Source organism: Kribbella sp. NPDC006257 (assembly GCF_040613535.1).
Classification (GTDB): Bacteria; Actinomycetota; Actinomycetes; order Propionibacteriales; family Kribbellaceae; genus Kribbella.
The window spans coordinates 21,779-39,199 of record NZ_JBEXSJ010000055.1 but is presented as its reverse complement, the minus strand read 5'-3'; the positions used below and the strand labels follow the sequence as shown (position 1 = coordinate 39,199).

Sequence of the window (17,421 nt, the reverse complement as noted above, 5' to 3'; positions counted from 1 at the left end):
GTGTTGATTCTGTTGGTGGACTCGGGAGGTGAGGTGGAGGCGTAAGGCTGGGGGTATGTCGACCGAACTGATCCAGCCCAAGCTGTCCCCGAAGAAGAAGCGGCACCGGATTCGCCGGGCGTTCGGCGGACTCGTCGTACTAGCCCTGGTGCTGGTTCTGGTCTTCCTGGCCGGGACCAAGATCTGGGCGTGGCAGGACGGGCGGAAGGCGGAGATGACTACGTCCGGGCCGTATACGGCGGAGCTGAAGTCGTTGAACAAGCATCCGCTGCCGAAGTGGTTTCAGGATGCGAAGTTCGGGGTGATGATCCATTGGGGGTTGTACTCCGTGCCGGGGTATGCGCCGACTGGGACGACGTTCAACCAGCTGTTGGAGACGCAGTACAACCATGCGATGACGCGGAACCCGTACGCCGAGGATTACGCGAATGCGATGAAGGACCCGACGTCGCCGACCGCGAAGTTCCACCGGGAGCACTACGGCGACGCGTCGTACGCAGACTTCGCCAAGACCTTCGAGGCCGGGCTCACCAAGTGGAACCCGGACGAGTGGGCCAAGCAGTTCAAGTCGGCGGGTGCTTCGTACGTCGTGGTGACGGCGAAGTACGCGGATGGGTACTCGATGTGGCCTACCGCAGTACGGAATCCGCATGCGCCTGACTTCCACTCCAAGCGGGACCTGATGGGAGAGTTGGCTGCCGCCGTACGCAAGCAGGGACTGAAGTTCGGGGTCTACTACTCCGGCGGCGTCGACTGGACGTTCCAGAAGAAGATTGTGCAGACACTCGGCGACTACTCCTACTTGCATTACGGCGAGGACTACCGCCGATACGTTATCGACCAGGTGCACGAGTTGATCACCAGGTACAAGCCGGACATCCTCTGGAACGACATCTCCTGGCCGACCGGTTCGAAGCGGCTCTACTCGCTCATCGCGGACTACTACAACACGGTTCCGGAGGGAGTCGTCGACGATCGCTGGCGGACGGCGTCGTTCGGGAGCCAGGTGATGAGCCCGAAGCCGATGCGCTGGGGATTCGACACCCTGATGAAGCCGTTGTTCAAGAACAAGGACGTTGCCGATGGCATCAGTACGCCGGCCGACGTGCCGCACAGCGACTTCCGGACACCGGAGTACACCGACTTCGACAGCATCCAGACCAAGTTCTGGCAGCAGGATCGCGGGATCGGCGGATCGTTCGGCTACAACCGGGCGGAGACCGAGGCCGACTACGCCAAGACGCCCGACCTGATCGCCTCACTCGGCAAGGCGGCGGCGAACAACGGCGCCTTCCTGCTCAACGTCGGCCCGAGCGGCGGCGAGGGCGAGATCGTCCCGGCGCAACTCAGCCGCCTCACCGGGGTTGGCGCCTGGCTGCGAACCAACCGCGAGGCGATGGACGGCAGCCGCCCATGGACCAGGTCCGCGACGACAACGGCCGCCGGCGACAAGGTCGTCTTCACTGCCAAAGGCAACAACCTGTACGTCGTCGTCCTCGGCAACCCCAAGGGCGACATCGTCCTCAACGACGTCTCGCTGACCGGCAAGGCAGCCAGGCTGGGCAACAACACTGCCGTGAAGCTGACCATCGGCGGCGGCAAGACGGTGCTGAAAGCCGCCGCCGACGGCAGCTATGGTCCCGTCTTCCGGATCGCAGACGGGGCCGCTCAATAAGGTCTACTTGACCGTCACGACCTGACCGAGATCGTTGTAACCGGTCGCGGGCTGCCAGGTGCCGGTGTTGGCGAACTGGATCGAATAGGCCGGATTCCCCTGCAACCGCGGCGCCCCGTCCGAAACGTTGAGCAGCAGGCGGTAGTGACCCGGTACGGCGGGTGCCCGCACCTGGAGCGCAAGGGAGGTCGTAGTACCGGGTGCCCATCGGCGCGGATCAACGGGAAGCGTGACTTTGTAGCTGTGCTTGGCGCCTTGGAAGACCAACTCGACCTTCCGCGGGTTGAACGGCGCGGCCCAGCCGCTGTTGCGGATATCCAGGTTGACCGAGACGTTGCCGCGCGGGCGAGCACTACCACTGAACGTCCCCTTCACCAGACTGAAGCGATAGCCGAGCTGCTTCTTCGCCGTGGTGATCTCGGAACCCCAGGTGTTCAACACATCGTGGTTGTAGTCGGTGTTGAGGAACGAGAAGTGCATCCTCGCCATCTCCTCCGACGCCGACGGCCAGTCCGACCGGGGCGAATTCACGGCACACGTCTCGCCACCCTGCGGCAGGTACTTGCTGTCCTGCGCGACGAAGTCCTTGTCGAGCTCGATCGGATCGCTGAGATAGGTGCCGAAGTCGTCCGGACTCGCCAGGAAACAGTCGTTGTGATGCCCGATCCGGGCCACCGGCGACCCGTCGTACGCGTGCGCCGCGTCGAGCCCACCGGCGGTGCCGGTCGGTACGCCGTACGTGCGTTGCTTCATGTACGGCGTGCGCACCTGGATCATCCGGTCGCGGGGGAGCGCACGGAGCAGCGCGTCGGTGACGGCCTTGCGGTCGGCCCAGTTCTGATCGGTGACGATGCTCGGATCGGTGGGATCGGAGAAGTAGTCGGTGTAGTACCCCTCGCCCCACAACCCGATGAAGCCCTCCTGGACGAGTTCGATGACGTCGGAGTTCTCCCGCAGGATCGGTGTCAGCTGTTTGATGTGCTTGAGCACCCGGGGCAGCGGCGCGTCGCCGTACGGCGTGGGCGGTGGCCAGCCGTCACCGGGAAGGGCGTAGGCGAAGCGGACGATCGCCTTCACTCCGGCGGCCCGGATGGTCCGGAAGTCGGCCCGGACCTTGTCCAGGTAGGCCTTGTCGAGGACGTCCTGGCCGGCGAACTTCTCCAGGTAGAAGACCCGGAGGATCTGCGTGATGTCTTCCTGGGTCCGGAAGTTGCGCAGCGTCGTGGCATCGAGGGGCGTGTAACCCGAGCCGTCCGCGTAGTAGTGCGTCTCGGTGTGGTGGTAGAAGCCGCGCTCCGGGTTGGCGATCACGTCGTCGGATGCGGTGTAGCTGTGGGTGTGGGTGGTCTGCATTCCGTTGCTACTGGCAACGGCAGCTTGGGTCGGCAGCGCAAGACCGAGCACTGCGATGGCAGCGATGAGCCGTCTCATGGTGGATTCCTTCGCCTAGCTGACGGTGATGGTGCGGAGGAGCGAGTTCATGCCCGTCGTCGACTCCCAGGTGGACTGGTTGGCGAAGCGCACGGAGTACTCGGGGCGGGTGGACAGCTGCGGATCGGGCAGGTTGAGCAGCAGCGCGTAGGAGCCGGTCGCGAGGTTGGACGGCACGGTGAGCGTTTGCGAGATCGTCGCTGTCGCGCCGGGCGTCCACTTGCGAGGGTCGGTGTTCACAGCGAGTCGGGTGAGCGCGCCGGTGGACGTGTTACGCAGTACGAGCTCAACGTTGTGGGGGTTGTACGGGGTGGCGTAGCCGGTGTTCTGCAGGTTGATCGTGATCGGCAGGCTGCCGCCTCTGGTGGCGGTCGTCGGGTAGGTGCCGTTCTGCAAGGTGAAGCGGTAGCCGAGGCGCTTGGTGATGTCGGCCAGGCAGCCGCCGGCGTTCCAGGAGCTCAGCACGTTGGGTTCGTAGTCGGTGTTGATGAAGGACCAGTGGAATTGCGCGAGCTCGGTCTGTGCGGTGGGACAGGTCGAGCGGGGAGCATTCACGCCGCAGGTTTCGCCGCCCATCGCGACGTACGTGGTGTCCGACTGCAGGTAGGGATACTCCACCGAGGTGTTCTCGTAGGTGCCGAAGTCGTCCGGGCTGGCCAGGAAACAGTCGTTGTGGTGGCCGAGCCTGGACAGTGCCGAGCCGTTGTACGCCGAACCGGGGGCGACCGGGCTGGTCGAGTACATCGTCCGCTTCATCTTCGGAGTCCGGAGCTGGACCATCCGGTCCGACGGGAGCACGCTGAGGATCTTGTCGACGACCGCCTTGCGGTTGGCCCAGTCGGTCGAGGTCACGGTGCCGGCGTTGCCGAAGTTCTGCGTGTAGTACCACTCGCCCCAGGCGCCGATGAACCCTGACTGCATGACGGCGATGACGTCCTTGTTGCTGCTCAGGTACGGCGCGAGCTGGTCGAGGTGCGACTGCACCCGGGACAGCGGCGCGTCGTCACCGGTCGTCGAGGTCGTGTAGGCGAAGCGCAGGATCATCTTCAATCCAGCAGCGCGAACCGTCGTGAGCTGTTGCTGGAGCTGATCCAAAGCGGCCTGCGAGATGGCTGAGTTCTTGAACTCTGCAAGGTAGAACACGCACATCACTAGCGAGATCCCCTGGCTGGTGCGATAACTCTGCAAGGTCGCAAGCGAGAAGTCGGTCTTGTCGCAGTCTCCCGTGTGGTGGTACAGCCCTCGCTCCGGGTTCGCGAAGTTGTCGGTCGCGGCCGTGTAGTTCACCTGCGAGCCAGAGCCGCCACCGCCACCGCTGTAGACGTGGGTGAGCTTCGAAGAGGTCTCCAGTGGGCTCTCGACCTGGAAGACGAGATCGGCGTCGTTCGGGGTCGCGGTCTCGCCGATGTCGGCGCGGTTCACGGTCCAGCGGGCGACGCCGCCGGTGGCGGAGTACGTCACGGTCGTGACCAGCGTCCAACTCCAGCCACCGCCGTTGTGGTGGTACAGGCTGTTGTTCTCCAGCAGGTAGTCGGCCCCGATTCCGCCCTGCGCGTAGCCGGTGGCGGTGTTCCGGTCGGTGTCGATATAGGTGCGCGCGTACTGCGGGGCGCCGGTGAACGTGAACTGATAGGTGACGGTGGTCGCGTCGTTGGTTGCCGAGGGCCCACTGATGGTGGCGTAGGCGGGTGACACGATCGCGAGTGCGGCGGCGAGGGTGCCGGCTGCGACGCCGGCCAGTAGTTTCAGGGTTCTCATGGGCGGGAGCCTCCTGGAGTCAGCCTTTGATGCCGGATGTTGCGATGCCTTGGATGAACTGGCGTTGGAGCAGGGTGAAGATGGCGATGATGGGGAGGGAGGCGAGCAGGGAGCCTGCCATCAGGACGGGGTAGTCGGTCTGGAACTGTCCTTGGAGGGAGGCGAGACCGGCGGACAGCGTCATCTTGCCGGGGTCGGTGTTGACCACCAGCGGCCAGAACAGGTCGTTCCAGGACCAGAGAAGAACGAGGAGAGCCAGCGCGACCAAGCCGGGCCGCGCGAGTGGGAGCACGATCGACCAGTAGATGCGGACGGGGCCGGCGCCGTCGATGGCTGCGGCTTCCTCGAGTTCTCTGGGCAGGCCGAGGAAGAACTGGCGGAGCAGGAAGACGCCGAATGCGCTGAACAACCCCGGAACCACCAACGCCTGCAGGGAGTTGAGCCAGCCGAGCGACGACATGATCTGGTACTGCGGAATGATGAACAGCTGCGGCGGCACCATCAACACCGACAGCAGGATCCCGAACAGGACGTTACGGCCGGGGAACCGTAGTCGGGCGAAGGCGTAGGCGGCCATCGAGCAGAACAGCACCTGGCCGATCGTCCGCAGCCCGGCCATCAGCACGGTGTTGAGGAACTGGTGACCGAAAGGGAGTACGTCGAAGACCTTGCTGTAGTTGTCCCAGCGGCCTTCGGGCAGCAGCGACGGCGGGACCTTCGTTGCATTGCTCAACGACTTCAGCGAGGTGATGATCTGCCAGACGAACGGCGCGACCATCGCGAGCGCCGAGGCGACCAGGATGGTGTGCACGCCAGTGTTCTTCTTACGCATAGTGCACCCACCTCTTCTGGAACCGGAACTGCAGGGCGGTCAGGACGACGATGATGAGCAGCAGCATCATCACGATCGCGGCCGCGTAGCCACGGTCGTTGGTGACGAAGGCTCGGTCGTAGAACAACTGCACGACGGTCTCCAGCCGGGGGAACGCCGGGTTCGCCCGCGCACCGGCGCCGGAGCCCGCCATCACGTAGACCAGGTCGAACAGTTGCAGCGAGCCGATCACCGACACGACCGAAACGAAGAACGCGGTCGGCGAGAGCAACGGCAGCGTGACGTGGAAGAACTGGCGAGCGGGACTGGCCCCATCGATGGCGGCAGCGTCGTAGTACTCCTTGGGGATCGCCTGGAGGCCGGCCAGGAAGATGATCAGGTTGTAGCCGACGCTGCTCCAGATGCCGACCACGACGAGCGCGTAGAGCGCGGTCGCCGGGTCGGCGACCCAGTTCGGCCCGTCGATGCCGATCAGCGAGAGCAGGTAGTTGATCAGGCCGTAGTCGCCGTTGTAGAGCCACCGCCAGACCATCGCGATCGCCACCGGCATCGTGACGACCGGGAGGAAGAACAACGTGCGGTAGAGGCCGACGAACCGCATGCCCTTGCGATTGAGCAGGACTGCGAAGCCGATCGCGAGCGGGATGCTGAGCAGGCCGAGACCCGTGTAGGTCAGCGTGTTGACGAGCGCCCTGCCGACCTCCGGATCGTCGACCAGCCGGCGGTAGTTGTCGATCCCCGTCCAGGTGTGCCCACCGAACGCGCCCCATTCGGTGAGCGAGAAGTACGCGGTCTGCAGCACCGGCCACAGGTAGAAGACCGCGATCCCCAACCCGGTGGGGGCGATGAAGGCGTAACCCCACAAGGCCTCCTTGAGGCGGCCGGGGCCTCGCCGCCGCCCGAGCGCCCGGCCCCTCCTCCACCACCCCCCACGCTCCGCTCCACGCCGCGCATCCGCGGTCGCGGAATGCTGCGGTGGGGTCATCGTCGCCGTCATTCCTTCGCCAGCAGCGTATTCATGGCATCGGCGAGCTCAGTGGCGGCCTTGTCGATCGGCTCCGCACCGGTCCACGCTTTGGTGAGGTAGGTGAGTTCGGCTTCGTTCCAGGCGGCGGTGTTCTTCGAGACCGGGAACGGCACCGAGTAGCTGACGGAGTCGAGGAAGGTCTGGAGCTTCAGCTCGGGATGCGCCTTGACCCACGCGGTCTGCGTTCCGTCGTACGCCGGGATGGGACCCTTCTGGCCGAGGAGCTCCGCCGCGTCCTTCGAGCCCAGGTACCGGACGAACTCCCAGGCCTGGTCGGGGTGCGCGGTCTTGGTCGAAACCACGTTGGCGACCCCGTGGATGATGGTGGCCTGCTTCTCACCCTTGGGCAGCGGGGCGACGTCGACCTTGCCCTTGGTGTAGCTGTTCGCGGTGAACTCCGAGACGTTCCACGAACCGCCCCAGTACATCGCGATCTTGCCGGCCTCGAAGAGCTGGATCGGCGTGGTGTCGGTCATCGTCTTCAGGTCGGGGGAGTTCTTCTTCTCGATCAGGTCGGTCCAGAACTTCAGGCCGGCGATCGTCTTCGGGTCGCTGTACCCGGACTTCTTGCCGTCCGGTGAGATCACGTAGCCGCCGGCCTGGGCGATCGTGTCGTACTGGTACTCCTGGAAGCTGCCCAGCTGGGCCGCGGTGCCGTAGACGCCCTTGGCCGGATCGGTGAGTTTCGCGGCGGTGTCCTGGAAGTCGGCCCAGGTCCAGTCGTCCTTCGGGTAGGGCAGTTTCTTCGCGTCGAAGAGTTTCTTGTTGTACCAGACCGCGACGGTGTCCATGTCCTTCGGAAGTCCGTACGGCTTGCCCTCGAAGGTGTACAGGTCGGTCAGCGGCTTGGGGTAGACCGACAGGTCCGCGTCGCCCGGCATCGGTGCGATCACCTTGTTCGAGGCGTAGAGCTGGAAGTTCGGGCCGTTCATCCAGAACACGTCCGGTGCCGCCCCGCCGGTCGCGGCGGCCTTGAGCTTGGTCCAGTAGTCCGCCCACGGGGTGAGCTGGACCTGGACGGTGATGTTGGGGTGGGTCTTGGTGAACTCGGCCGCGAGCGACTCCATCACCGGTTTCTGGTTGGCGTCCCAGACGCCGTACGACAGCGTGACCTTCGCGTTCGGGTCGGACGCCGCCTTGTCGTCGCCGCCCGAACACCCCGCCACGGCCAGCAGACCTGTCAGCAGTGCTGCGCTCAGCACCTTCGCCATCCTCATCCCGGTTCCTCCTGAACGTCCCGCAGTGAATGGGATTAATCATGGAGTCCATGGAAATGATGTCAAGGGTTCAGCGGAAATCGATGCGCAAATCTGCTCAGAACTGGTCAGTTCCGGGCAATCATGGCCTCGACCTGTTCGAGCGCGAGCCGGACCGCGCCGAACGCGACCCCCTCGTCACCGAACGTCGAGACCCGGATCTCCGGCGTGCGCAGGCACCACCGGTCGAGTTCGCGGCGCAGTGGCTCGACCACCACGTCGGCCGACCGGGAGAAGCCGCCGCCGATCACGAGCAGCTCGGGATCGAGCGTCAGGATCAGCGCGGAGACGCCGACCGCCACGTCGCGGGTGTACTTCCGGACCGCCCGGACGGCCTCGCGATCACCGTCGCGCGCCGCCAGGAAGACGTCGCCGAACTTGTCCTCCTGGGTGCCGGCCCAGGCGCGCAGATGCTCCGGCGCGCGCTGCCAGCCGACCGCGGGCAGGGCGCCGATCTCGCCGGAGGCGTTGGCGAAACCGCGATGCAGCTTGCCGTCGATGATCAGGCCGGTACCGGTGCGCAGGCCGGCCAGCAGGAACACCACGTCCTTGGCGTGCCGGGCGACCCCGCGCCACGACTCGGCCAGCGCGGCCAGCTTGCTGTCGTTCTCGACCCGGACGTCCCCGGCGACCTGGCGTTTCAGGTGGCCGGCCAAGTCGACACCGGTCCACTCCGCCAGCGAATCCGACAGCATCACCTTGCCGGTGCCGTCGACCAGACCGGTGGTGGCGACGCCGGTCGACCAGATCTGATCGGGCGTTGTTCCGGCCTTTGTCAGTGCGGCGGCGACACAGTCGTCGAGGACGGCCAACCGCTGCAGGCGGCCGAGCTGCGGCGTCACGTTCAGCACAGCCGAGCTCGTCACCTCACCGTCGAGATCGGCGACCAGGGCGCGGATCGTATGGCCGCCGATGTCGATGCCGAGCACCCGGCCGGCATCGGCGGCGAACCGGTAGCGGCGGGCGGGCCGGCCGAGGGTGCCGGTCGCCGGTTCGAGCTCGGCGACCCAGCCGCGGCCGGCCAGTTCACGAACCACGTCCTCGGTGGAGGCGCGGGACAGACCGGTCCGCTTGGCCAGCTCGGTCAGCGTCAGTGGCTGATCGGAGCGCAGAATCCGGATCACGGCCATCGCGTTGAGCTGGCGCAGCCGGGACAGGTCACCGCCGCTCTGCTCCTCGGTCATCGCCGCCCCCTTGAGGTTCTTCGACATCGCTGCCAATAATGATGGACTCCTGGATAATTACCTATCGTAGGCGCGGGAAGGAATCCATGACTGGCGTGACTCTAGCCCTGGTGGGCGGCGGTCTGCGGGGGCAGCTGTACGCCCGGGGTGCGGTCGGCGACGGGGGTGCGCGGGTGGTCGCGATCGCCGAGCCGGATCCGGTCCGGCGCTCGGCGCTCGGCGACGAGTTCGGCGTACCGAGCGAACACCGGTACGCCGACTGGGCCGACCTCGCCGCTGCCGGGAGACTTGGGGATGCGGCGATCGTGGCGACGCAGGACCAGTTGCACACGGCACCCGCCGTACGGCTGGCTGATCTCGGCTATCACCTGTTGCTGGAGAAGCCGATGGCGACGACCGAGGAGGATGCCCGGGCGATCACCGCTGCCGCGCACCGCAACGGGATCATCCTGGCGGTCTGCCATGTGCTGAGATACACGCCGTACACGCGGATGCTGAAGGAGCTCCTCGAGTCCGGCCGGATCGGGAGGCTGGTGAACGTACAGCACCTGGAACCGGTCGGCTGGTGGCATCAGGCGCATTCCTTCGTCCGCGGGAACTGGCGGCGCTCGGACACCTCGGCGCCGATGCTGCTCACCAAGGCCTGTCACGATCTCGACTGGCTCGTGCATCTGTTCGGCGCGATGCCGGCGCGGGTCAGTTCGTTCGGCAGCCTCACGCATTTCAAGGCCTCCGAGCGACCGCCGCGGGCGGCAGCGCGGTGTGTCGACTGTCCCCTCAACGCGAGCTGTCCCTACTCGGCCAAGCGCCTCTATCTCGGAGCGTTGGCCGATCCCGATCAGCACTTCTGGCCGCTGGGTGCGGTGACGAACGAGCGCACCGAGGCGGGCGTCCTCGAAGCACTCCGAACCGGTCCGTACGGGCGCTGCGTGTATGCGTGCGACAACGATGTGGTCGACCATCAGGTGGTGAACCTGGAGTTCCCCGACGGGGGTACCTGCTCGTTCACGATGAGCGCGTTCACGCCGATGGAGCATCGCCGCACCCGACTCCTCGGCACGCATGGCTTCCTGGACGGCGACGGCAGCACGATCCGGCTGGTCGACTTCCGCACCGGTGAGGAAGAGCTGCTCGCCGTACCGGAGGCTGACGGCGATGGTCATGGGGGTGGCGACCAGGAGCTCACCGCCAGCTTCCTGCGCGCGGTCGCCACCGGCGATCCGAGCTTGTTGCCAACGGACGCCGCCGCAAGTCTCGCTACGCATCGGGTCGTCTGGGCCGCCGAGGAGGCTCGAACGGAGGGCACGGTGGTGACACTGACCTAGCGACTCAGCAGGTGCTTGCGGTCAGTTGGATGTAGTAGATCGGGCCCCAATTGACGGTGTCGCGGACCGGCGGGGTCTTACAGATGAGCTGGCCGCCGTTGCTGCCCAGGAGACGGGCGGCCGCACCACCGGTCTGCCTGTTGTCGACGACGCCAACGCCGTTCCAGTTGTACAGGGTGTAGGTGGCGTAGTGGAGAAATCTGAAGACGTAAGAACCGCTGCCGTACGGAACCGTCGCGCAGACGTAGCCGGTCGGGCACTCTTCGAACCATCCGGCCGGTACCTGGAATCGCTGGGCAGCGGCCGGTGAGGTTGTCGGTGCGGCGGCGACCACAGCCGGCGAGATTCCACCGGCCTGCTGCTCGCCGTACCCACTGTTGATGGGTGCTGCAGTGGCCGGCGTCATCACACCTGCGGCCAGAACGCTCATCAGTAGTCCGACGAGCGCCACGGTCTTGCATTGTCCGATTCTCATGGTCCTACTTTTTCCCGGATGGGGGCGAGGCGGGGTGCTGTTTGGCGGAGGCCGAAAGGGTTTCGCTTGGGGTTGGCTGTCGGGTAGGCGGCGCACCGGGAGCCTTGTAATGTGGGGCGCCGTGACTGAACTGCGCGATTCGCGACCAGCGCCAAGGGTTCCTGTCTGGCTTGCGCTCCTCGTCCTCGCCGCGGCCCTGGTGGCTGCGGCGATGCTCGACGGGAGTGCGGCGTCGACGGTGGCGGCCGTGGTCGCCGTAGTAGCAGGTTGGGTGGCGGTCGCGGGGATGGCGCGGCGTTGGACTCTCGGCCCGTGGGGTGCGGTGGCGGCAGGCTCGGCGGTCGCCGGGATCTTGCTGGTGCGCGATCCCGACTACCGGGTCCCCGGCGTACTGCTGCTCATTGTTGGGCTCGTCGCGCTTCCCATCCTGCTCGCGATCGCCCGCGTCAAGCGGTACGCCGACCGGATCCCCGAGCCGCGCCGGACCACCGACGGGTCCGACCTGTTCGGCAGTGGTCGCACCGAACCCGGCTCGGGTCCCTTCGACTGACTCTCAGAACGAGATCCGATGGTTGGCGGAGGCGACCTTCACGGTGAGGGTCTGGGTGGCGGCGTCCCAGGACCAGTTGTGGGTGTCCTGGTGATCGGCACTGACCTTTGCCGGTGCCGTCGGTACGCCGAGGAACTTGACGGTCCATTCCCGTGCGCTCACCTGGCCAGGGAACCGGCCTTGTGACGGGCCGATGGACAAGGTGTGCTCGCCATGGTTCTCGGTGTATGTGAGCCTCGTCCTCGCGCTCTGCGACTTGTCGGTCGTCGAGCCGTTGTCCTCGTAGAGGGTGAAACGGCCGTTGCCGCCGGTGGCTACGGTCGCGGTGACCTTTGTGAGTGGGTTCTGTACGTCGTTGGTCACGTTGGCCGTGCGGGTGGTCATGATGCCGCCCGAACGCAGGAAGACCGGCATGGTGTCCAGGGAGCTGGTGACCTGCTGGGTCGTTCCACCGGCGTACGTCTTGCCGGTGAAGTAGTCCGTCCACTGGCCGGGCGGGAACCAGACTGTGGTGGTCGCCTGCGTCCCCGGCGTCGTCACCGGAGCAACCAGGAGATCGGGGCCGTAGAAGTACTCGTTGCCAGCGGCGGTGTAGGCGGCAGCCTCTTCCGGATACTCCAGATAGGTCGGACGAACTACCGGTACGCCGGTTGTCGCCGCCTGCTGGGCGAGGGTGTACGTGTAGGGCACCAGGTTCTCGCGCAGGTTGAGGAAACGGGTCGCCGACTGCGCGGCCGCCGTACCGTATTGCCACGGCAGCCGGTCGCTGTGGTTGCTGTGCAGCCGGTCGATCGGCTGGAACGTGCCGAGCTGGACCCAGCGGGCGTACATGTCGTCGGGCAGCTTGAATGTCCGGCGCTGCTGGCCACCGGAGGTGTAGATCTCGCTGCCGGGCAGCCCGGTGGTGTCGTTGTGACCGCCGATGTCGTGGCTGATCGCCGACATGCCGGTCGCCACCGACTCGGCCGGGGTGATGCCGACCTCCATCCGGAGTGTGCCCCAGGTCGAGGACGTGTCGCCGGTGAAGTGCAACGTACTGCGCTTGTCCGCCCAGGGACCCGTAGCCAGCCCGATCGGCCCGCCGTAACCGCCGGCCTGCAGCGAACCATAGGCCCGCGAGATGGCGAACCCGCGACCTATGGCCGGCGCGGCCAGATCGGCGTACTGCTGGTTGATCCATGCATCCGGCGTGACACCGGACAGGCTGGAACGTGAGCTGTCGCAACACCAGTCGAGCCACCAGAAGTCGTTGCCTTGTCGCATCATCTCGCGGTGCAGATCGAGGTACGCCTTGAGCTGGTCCGGGTCGCCCCAGTCGAAGACGTAGCAGTCGGTGCCGCAACCGGACTTGGTCAGCTTGCCCTTCGCGGTCGCCTGCGCCTGGGCGAACTGTGGGTCGGACCCCATGATGCTGGGATGGATGTTGAGGTTGTTGTGCAGACCTTGCGACTTGGACCAGGCGAAGAACGCCGCCGGGTCGGGGAACTTCGTCCGGTCGAACTCCCAGCCGTTCCAGGTGTCCGGCGCCTTGAAGTCGGTGTCGGTGACGAGCACATCCAGCGGTACGCCGTTCGCGCGGAACTGCGGCAGGATCGTGTCGCGGTAGTCGGCGGCGGTGCGATCGAAGTACTCCGAGTACCAGACACCGTAGGCCCATCGCGGTAGCAGTTCGGGTGGTCCGGTCAACGTCGCCAGGTCACCGAGTCCCGCCTTGTAATTGTGGCCGAAGGCAAAGACATAGCCATCCTGGTAAGGGTTCGCGCCGTGCGTCGGGCGCTGGGTGACCCGGCCGCCGTTGTAGAGCGCTGAGGTGGTGTCGTCCAGGAGATACCAGCCGTCCTGGTGCAGGAGGCCTTCGGTGGTGGACGGGGAGCCGTTGTCGCCGTTGACACCATCGAGGCCACGGCGATAGCCGCCGAGCGCGAGATGTGGTTGCGGTGCGGGGCCTCCGGTTCCGATCGTGTCGAGGTTCACGTGGCAACTCGTCGTACCGGGGCAGCTGACGACGACGTCGTTGGTGCCCGCTTTGAGATCGACCGGGACCGACGTGGTCGCCCAGGCGTTCCAGTCGGCGGTCGCCGGGAAGGACGCAGTACGGGTGACGCCGGCGGCGGTGACAGCGGCGGTTCGCGTTTCGTGACGGCCGTCGCCGCCGACGCCGTTCGCATAGCGCAGAAATAGGTCGTAGGTGCCGTCGGCGGGGACACCGACGATGCGCTGGGTGAGGCTCGCGCCCTCGTTGAGCTCGGCGACGAAACCACGCCCGGCGTACGACGGATGGTCGCTTGCCAGCGTCGCCGAGCCGCCGGGGAGACCGGCCTCGGCTTCGCAACTGACCCCGAAGGCGCAGTCGCCGTAGGCGCGCGCGGACGCGGGTGGGTAGGCAGTGTTCGCCTCCAGGACGGCGAAGCTGTCGAGGTTGATGTTGCCCGAGTCGGTCGCCGACCGGCTGATCTTCACGAGATGATGGCCGGCGCCGAGCGCGAGCGGTGCGGAGGCGAGCGCCCAGGAATCCCAGTCGTTGGTCGGGGCGAGGGTGATGCTCTGGGGCGGACCGCCATCGACAGACAAACTGAGGGTCCGTACTTCGTGTTTGCCGTCGCCACCGGTGCCGTTGGCATAGCGGGCGGCGAATGTGTAGGTGCCTGCTTTCGTGGCGTCCACGTTCGCGCTGGCCTGGGCGCCGGTGGTCTCGAAGCCGGCGAGGAATCCACCGCCGGTGAAGCCGTTGTGGTCGGTCGCCGTGCCTAGGCCGTCCGCGGTGATGTCTTCGGCTTCGCACAAGGCACCGACCGTGCAGGTCAGCCGATGCCAGGGGGCGGCAGCGACCTTCGCGGGTCCGGCGTTCAGGCTGATGCCGAGGTTGCCGGCGTCGAACGGACCAGAGCCCAGGCGATAGGTCAGCGTTGCCGCGCTGGTCCGGATGGTCAGTACGCCGTTGGTGGTCGAGGAGGTGAACGGCGTCGGAGTGAAGGCGTTTCGGCCGACGGCGTTGAAGGTCGCGGCGTCCTGGAACCGTCCGTCACCGGCGTACTCGGTCCGGATCAAGGTCGGCGAGAGCACCTGGAATCTGGCGTTGCCCGCGACGATTGTCTGCCGGTCAGGTCTGGCGGCGGCGGGCAGGGCGACGGTGCCGGCCGCCACGGCGCAGGCAGCGAGGGTGAGCGCGATGGTCTTTTGCACGATAGAACTCCGATCCTTGGAGGGGCGGATCTACAACGATGGAAACTTCGTGCAGACGGTATGTGACCACATCCGGGCGGAGCGTGTCCAGACCTCGGCCGGCGCGGGCCGTATCGTTCTGGTGTGAGCAAGGGCTGGTGGTGGGTCGCGGCGGGTGCCGTGATCGTGGCGGCGTGGGCTGCGCGCGGTGGCGACTCCAGTGACTCGACCGCTGACTTGCCGAAGCCGGCGGTGCAACCGCAGGTCTCGGTGACGCCGTCGATCCCCAAGCCTTCGCCGGAGGCTGACTGGTTCGAGAACTATGACCCGGCGCAGTTCGCCGGGCAGGTTCGTCGGTCGGCCGGGCGAGCAGGGATCAGCCCTCAGTTGCTGATGGCAATCTTGTACAACGAGGACTACAAGCCGCATAACCCGCAACTGGAACGCTCCTGGCAGCACATCAAGCCGGACGCGGCCTTCGGGATCGCCAACATGCACAGGGCGGCCTTCGACGAAGCGAAGCGCGGCCGCTCGTTCGCCCGGCGGAGCTGGGACGAGTTGCCCGACCATCCGGAGCTCGCGATCGAGGCGGCTGCCTGGCATCTCCACGATCTCGCCGCGCGCCTGCCTCGCGGTACGGGAAAGTTCAGGAAGGACGAATTGCTTGCCCTCGGCTACAACGCGGGCGCCCGCAACATGCGCGCCTTTGCCAACGGTGCAAAGCCGGGCTCCCAGGCCCAGTCCTACCTCGACAACCTCCACCAGAACTGGGCCAAGTCGGCGACCGCGCTGTCGCGGAGCTGGTGACGGAGATTGGTTCCGCTGCCGAGGCCGGTGCGTTCGGCGATCTGGGTCGACCGGCAGTCGGTGTCCTCGAGGAGCCGGCGGGCGTAGTCCAGACGTTGGACGGCGAGCCCAGGTCCCGGTCGATGTGGTCTTCGACCCGATCGCGCGGGCGACACCAGCCTCCGTTCCGGTGCAGGTGCTGAAGGACGGCGGCTTCCTCGTCTCCGTCCTCGATGTCGAAGAGGCCGCCGCGCAGGAGGCCCACCGGCGCGGCGAGGCAAGATCGTCCTCCGGGTGTAGCACCTCAGCCAGGCATGTGCCGGGTCCAGGGGCCGCCTGGGTGTTCGCGGGTGGCCGTCTCGCCGGGGGAGAGGTCGAGGACGTCGAGCAGGGTCTGGTCCTCGTCGATCGCGTGGCTCAGGTGGCCGAGCTTGCCTTCGTCCTCCGCGCCCGTGCTGCCGATGAGCTGCCAGAGTCCGTCATCGTCGTCGTAGGTGACCAGGAGGATGGGCTCGCGCCGCTCGAAGACTTCCGGGGTCTGGATGCAGGTGGTCCCCACCAGCCAGTGCCTCAGCCACAGCGCTCGACGGTCCTGGAACATCGCGTTGTCCGCCACCCACCAGATGAACGGCAGGGTGTCGTGCGCCCGAGCCTGCGCGGCGGTGAGGTCCGGACCGCCTTCGGGCACTCGCTCGAAGGGCTCGTCGATCAGGCTGAACGCATACTCGCTGCCGTTGTCGAAGATCACCGCGTGGAAGGTTGCGCCGCCCGGGTTGCCGGCGCCGATGCCGATCGAGATCCGGCCGATGTGCTGATCCTGGCCCGTGGTCCAGCCGATGGCATAGGACGCGAGCTCGCCGCGCGGAGAAATGAATTCGCCGAAAGCCCGCCGGTCCATTCCGGTCGCATCCGGCGTCGGTACTTCGAGCAGGCGACCCTCGATCACTTGAACGTCCACCCGCGAACGCTAACTCAGGCGGTTGAGTACGTGGGTGTGGAGGGCTTCCAGGAGTTTGGGATCGTCTTCGGAGTGGGCGGTGACGGTGATGGCGGTGCGGGTGGTGGGGTTGATGAGGGCGTACTGGCCGTAGCGGCCGTCCATGCGGTAGGTGTCGTTCTCGTCGATCCAGACGCCGAGGCCGTAGCCGTGGGTCCAGCGGGAGCCGCCGTAGGTGACGGTGCTGGTGTCGACCGGGTCGGACGTCATCCGGCGTACGTAATCTGCTGGGACCAGTTGCCGGCCCTCCCATTCGCCTTCCTGCAGGAGGAGTCGGGCGAAGCGGGCGAGTTCGTGGGTGCGGAGGAAGAGGTCGCTCTCGGCGAACGGGTAGCCGTTCGGGCAGGTGTGCCAGGCGGGGTTGTGGAGATCCAGCGGGGCGAAGAGCCGCGGTAGGAGGTAGTCGCGCAGGTTCGCACCGGTGGCCCGCGCGATGACGCGGCCGACGGCGTACGGGCCGGAACCTGTGTAGGAGAAGGTGGTTCCGGGCTCCGCGGCGAGGGGCGCGGCAACGATCTCGTGCAGCAGGTCCGCCGCGTCGATCCGGACTTCGGCGAACCACTCGTGGCTCGTCCCGCTGGTCATCGTGACCAGCTGCCGTAGCGTCACCTGTTCGACCCCGTCGGCGGCGATCGTCCGGAGCTCGGGGAAGTGATCGAGGAGCCGGTCGTCGAGGCCGAGCCGGCCCTCCGCCTCGGCCATCCCCAGCGCCACCGAGGTGAAGGCCTTCGAGACCGAGTACAGGTTCACCCGGTCGTCGGACCGGGTCCGTCGTTCGACCAGCGGCTCCCCCTCCCGGTACACGCAGATCCCGTAGACGCCGAGCCCGTCGTCCCGATCGGCCCGGATGAAGTCGTCCAGCAGCTCATCGATCACGCTCAGATCCTAGGTTCCCGATCCCAGGCATTGGGCGAGGTCTGTTTCTTGCAAAGATTGATTGAGATATTGCGTCGATGTGTCCGT

At 66.4% G+C, this 17,421-nt stretch carries 14 protein-coding genes; 4 read left to right on the top strand and 10 right to left on the bottom strand.

Translation table 11 applies throughout. The features are described 5' to 3' along the window. Positions 1–55: 55 nt before the first annotated feature. The gene (locus tag ABZ004_RS38505) at positions 56–1,675 is read left to right on the top strand and encodes an alpha-L-fucosidase (protein WP_355686951.1); all 1,620 of its coding nucleotides are present in this window, start codon (positions 56–58) and stop codon (positions 1,673–1,675) included. Between the two features lie 3 nt (positions 1,676–1,678). Here ABZ004_RS38505 and ABZ004_RS38500 read toward each other — a convergent pair whose 3' ends face one another. From ABZ004_RS38500 to ABZ004_RS38475, 6 genes are all read right to left on the bottom strand, one after another. Then, entirely contained in the window at positions 1,679–3,106 is a 1,428-nt protein-coding gene (locus tag ABZ004_RS38500) for a DUF4832 domain-containing protein (RefSeq protein WP_355686950.1), read from the bottom strand. A 15-nt stretch (positions 3,107–3,121) separates the two neighbouring features. Then, entirely contained in the window at positions 3,122–4,864 is a 1,743-nt protein-coding gene (locus ABZ004_RS38495) for a DUF4832 domain-containing protein (RefSeq protein WP_355686948.1), read from the bottom strand. Between the two features lie 19 nt (positions 4,865–4,883). Next, complete coding sequence (locus ABZ004_RS38490) at positions 4,884–5,696, bottom strand: carbohydrate ABC transporter permease (RefSeq protein ID WP_355686946.1); 813 nt, start codon at positions 5,694–5,696, stop codon at positions 4,884–4,886. Next, positions 5,689–6,681, bottom strand: a complete 993-nt coding sequence (locus tag ABZ004_RS38485; protein ID WP_355686944.1) for a sugar ABC transporter permease — start codon at positions 6,679–6,681, stop codon at positions 5,689–5,691. The genes ABZ004_RS38490 and ABZ004_RS38485 overlap by 8 nt, the downstream gene beginning before the upstream one ends. A gap of 8 nt (positions 6,682–6,689) precedes the next feature. Then, positions 6,690–7,940 (bottom strand): sugar ABC transporter substrate-binding protein, encoded by a 1,251-nt coding sequence (locus ABZ004_RS38480; RefSeq protein ID WP_355686942.1) that lies wholly within the window; start codon positions 7,938–7,940, stop codon positions 6,690–6,692. Positions 7,941–8,047: 107 nt separating this feature from the next. After that, positions 8,048–9,190 (bottom strand): ROK family protein, encoded by a 1,143-nt coding sequence (locus ABZ004_RS38475; RefSeq protein ID WP_355686940.1) that lies wholly within the window; start codon positions 9,188–9,190, stop codon positions 8,048–8,050. A 59-nt stretch (positions 9,191–9,249) separates the two neighbouring features. On the opposite strand from ABZ004_RS38475, the gene ABZ004_RS38470 reads away from it, so the two are divergent. Next, positions 9,250–10,488, top strand: a complete 1,239-nt coding sequence (locus tag ABZ004_RS38470) for a Gfo/Idh/MocA family oxidoreductase (protein WP_355686938.1) — start codon at positions 9,250–9,252, stop codon at positions 10,486–10,488. A gap of 4 nt (positions 10,489–10,492) precedes the next feature. On the opposite strand, the gene ABZ004_RS38465 is transcribed toward ABZ004_RS38470, so the two are convergent. Continuing rightward, positions 10,493–10,963 carry a hypothetical protein gene (locus tag ABZ004_RS38465; RefSeq protein ID WP_355686936.1) on the bottom strand — a complete coding sequence of 157 codons (471 nt, stop codon included), beginning with the start codon at positions 10,961–10,963 and terminating at the stop codon, positions 10,493–10,495. Positions 10,964–11,084: 121 nt separating this feature from the next. On the opposite strand from ABZ004_RS38465, the gene ABZ004_RS38460 reads away from it, so the two are divergent. Continuing rightward, complete coding sequence (locus ABZ004_RS38460; RefSeq protein ID WP_355686934.1) at positions 11,085–11,513, top strand: hypothetical protein; 429 nt, start codon at positions 11,085–11,087, stop codon at positions 11,511–11,513. Between the two features lie 3 nt (positions 11,514–11,516). Here the strand turns inward: ABZ004_RS38460 and ABZ004_RS38455 are convergent, their stop codons facing one another. After that, complete coding sequence (locus ABZ004_RS38455; RefSeq protein WP_355686932.1) at positions 11,517–14,696, bottom strand: TIM-barrel domain-containing protein; 3,180 nt, start codon at positions 14,694–14,696, stop codon at positions 11,517–11,519. Between the two features lie 123 nt (positions 14,697–14,819). On the opposite strand from ABZ004_RS38455, the gene ABZ004_RS38450 reads away from it, so the two are divergent. Then, positions 14,820–15,482 carry a transglycosylase SLT domain-containing protein gene (locus ABZ004_RS38450; RefSeq protein ID WP_355686930.1) on the top strand — a complete coding sequence of 221 codons (663 nt, stop codon included), beginning with the start codon at positions 14,820–14,822 and terminating at the stop codon, positions 15,480–15,482. Positions 15,483–15,765: 283 nt separating this feature from the next. Here the strand turns inward: ABZ004_RS38450 and ABZ004_RS38445 are convergent, their stop codons facing one another. Together ABZ004_RS38445 and ABZ004_RS38440 are read right to left on the bottom strand one after the other, a co-directional pair. Then, a complete protein-coding gene (locus ABZ004_RS38445; protein WP_355686928.1) occupies positions 15,766–16,419 on the bottom strand; it encodes a hypothetical protein in 654 nt (217 codons plus the stop codon). 9 nt (positions 16,420–16,428) lie between these two features. After that, positions 16,429–17,334, bottom strand: coding sequence for a serine hydrolase (locus ABZ004_RS38440; RefSeq protein ID WP_355686927.1), 906 nt, complete (start codon positions 17,332–17,334; stop codon positions 16,429–16,431). Positions 17,335–17,421 lie beyond the last annotated feature (87 nt).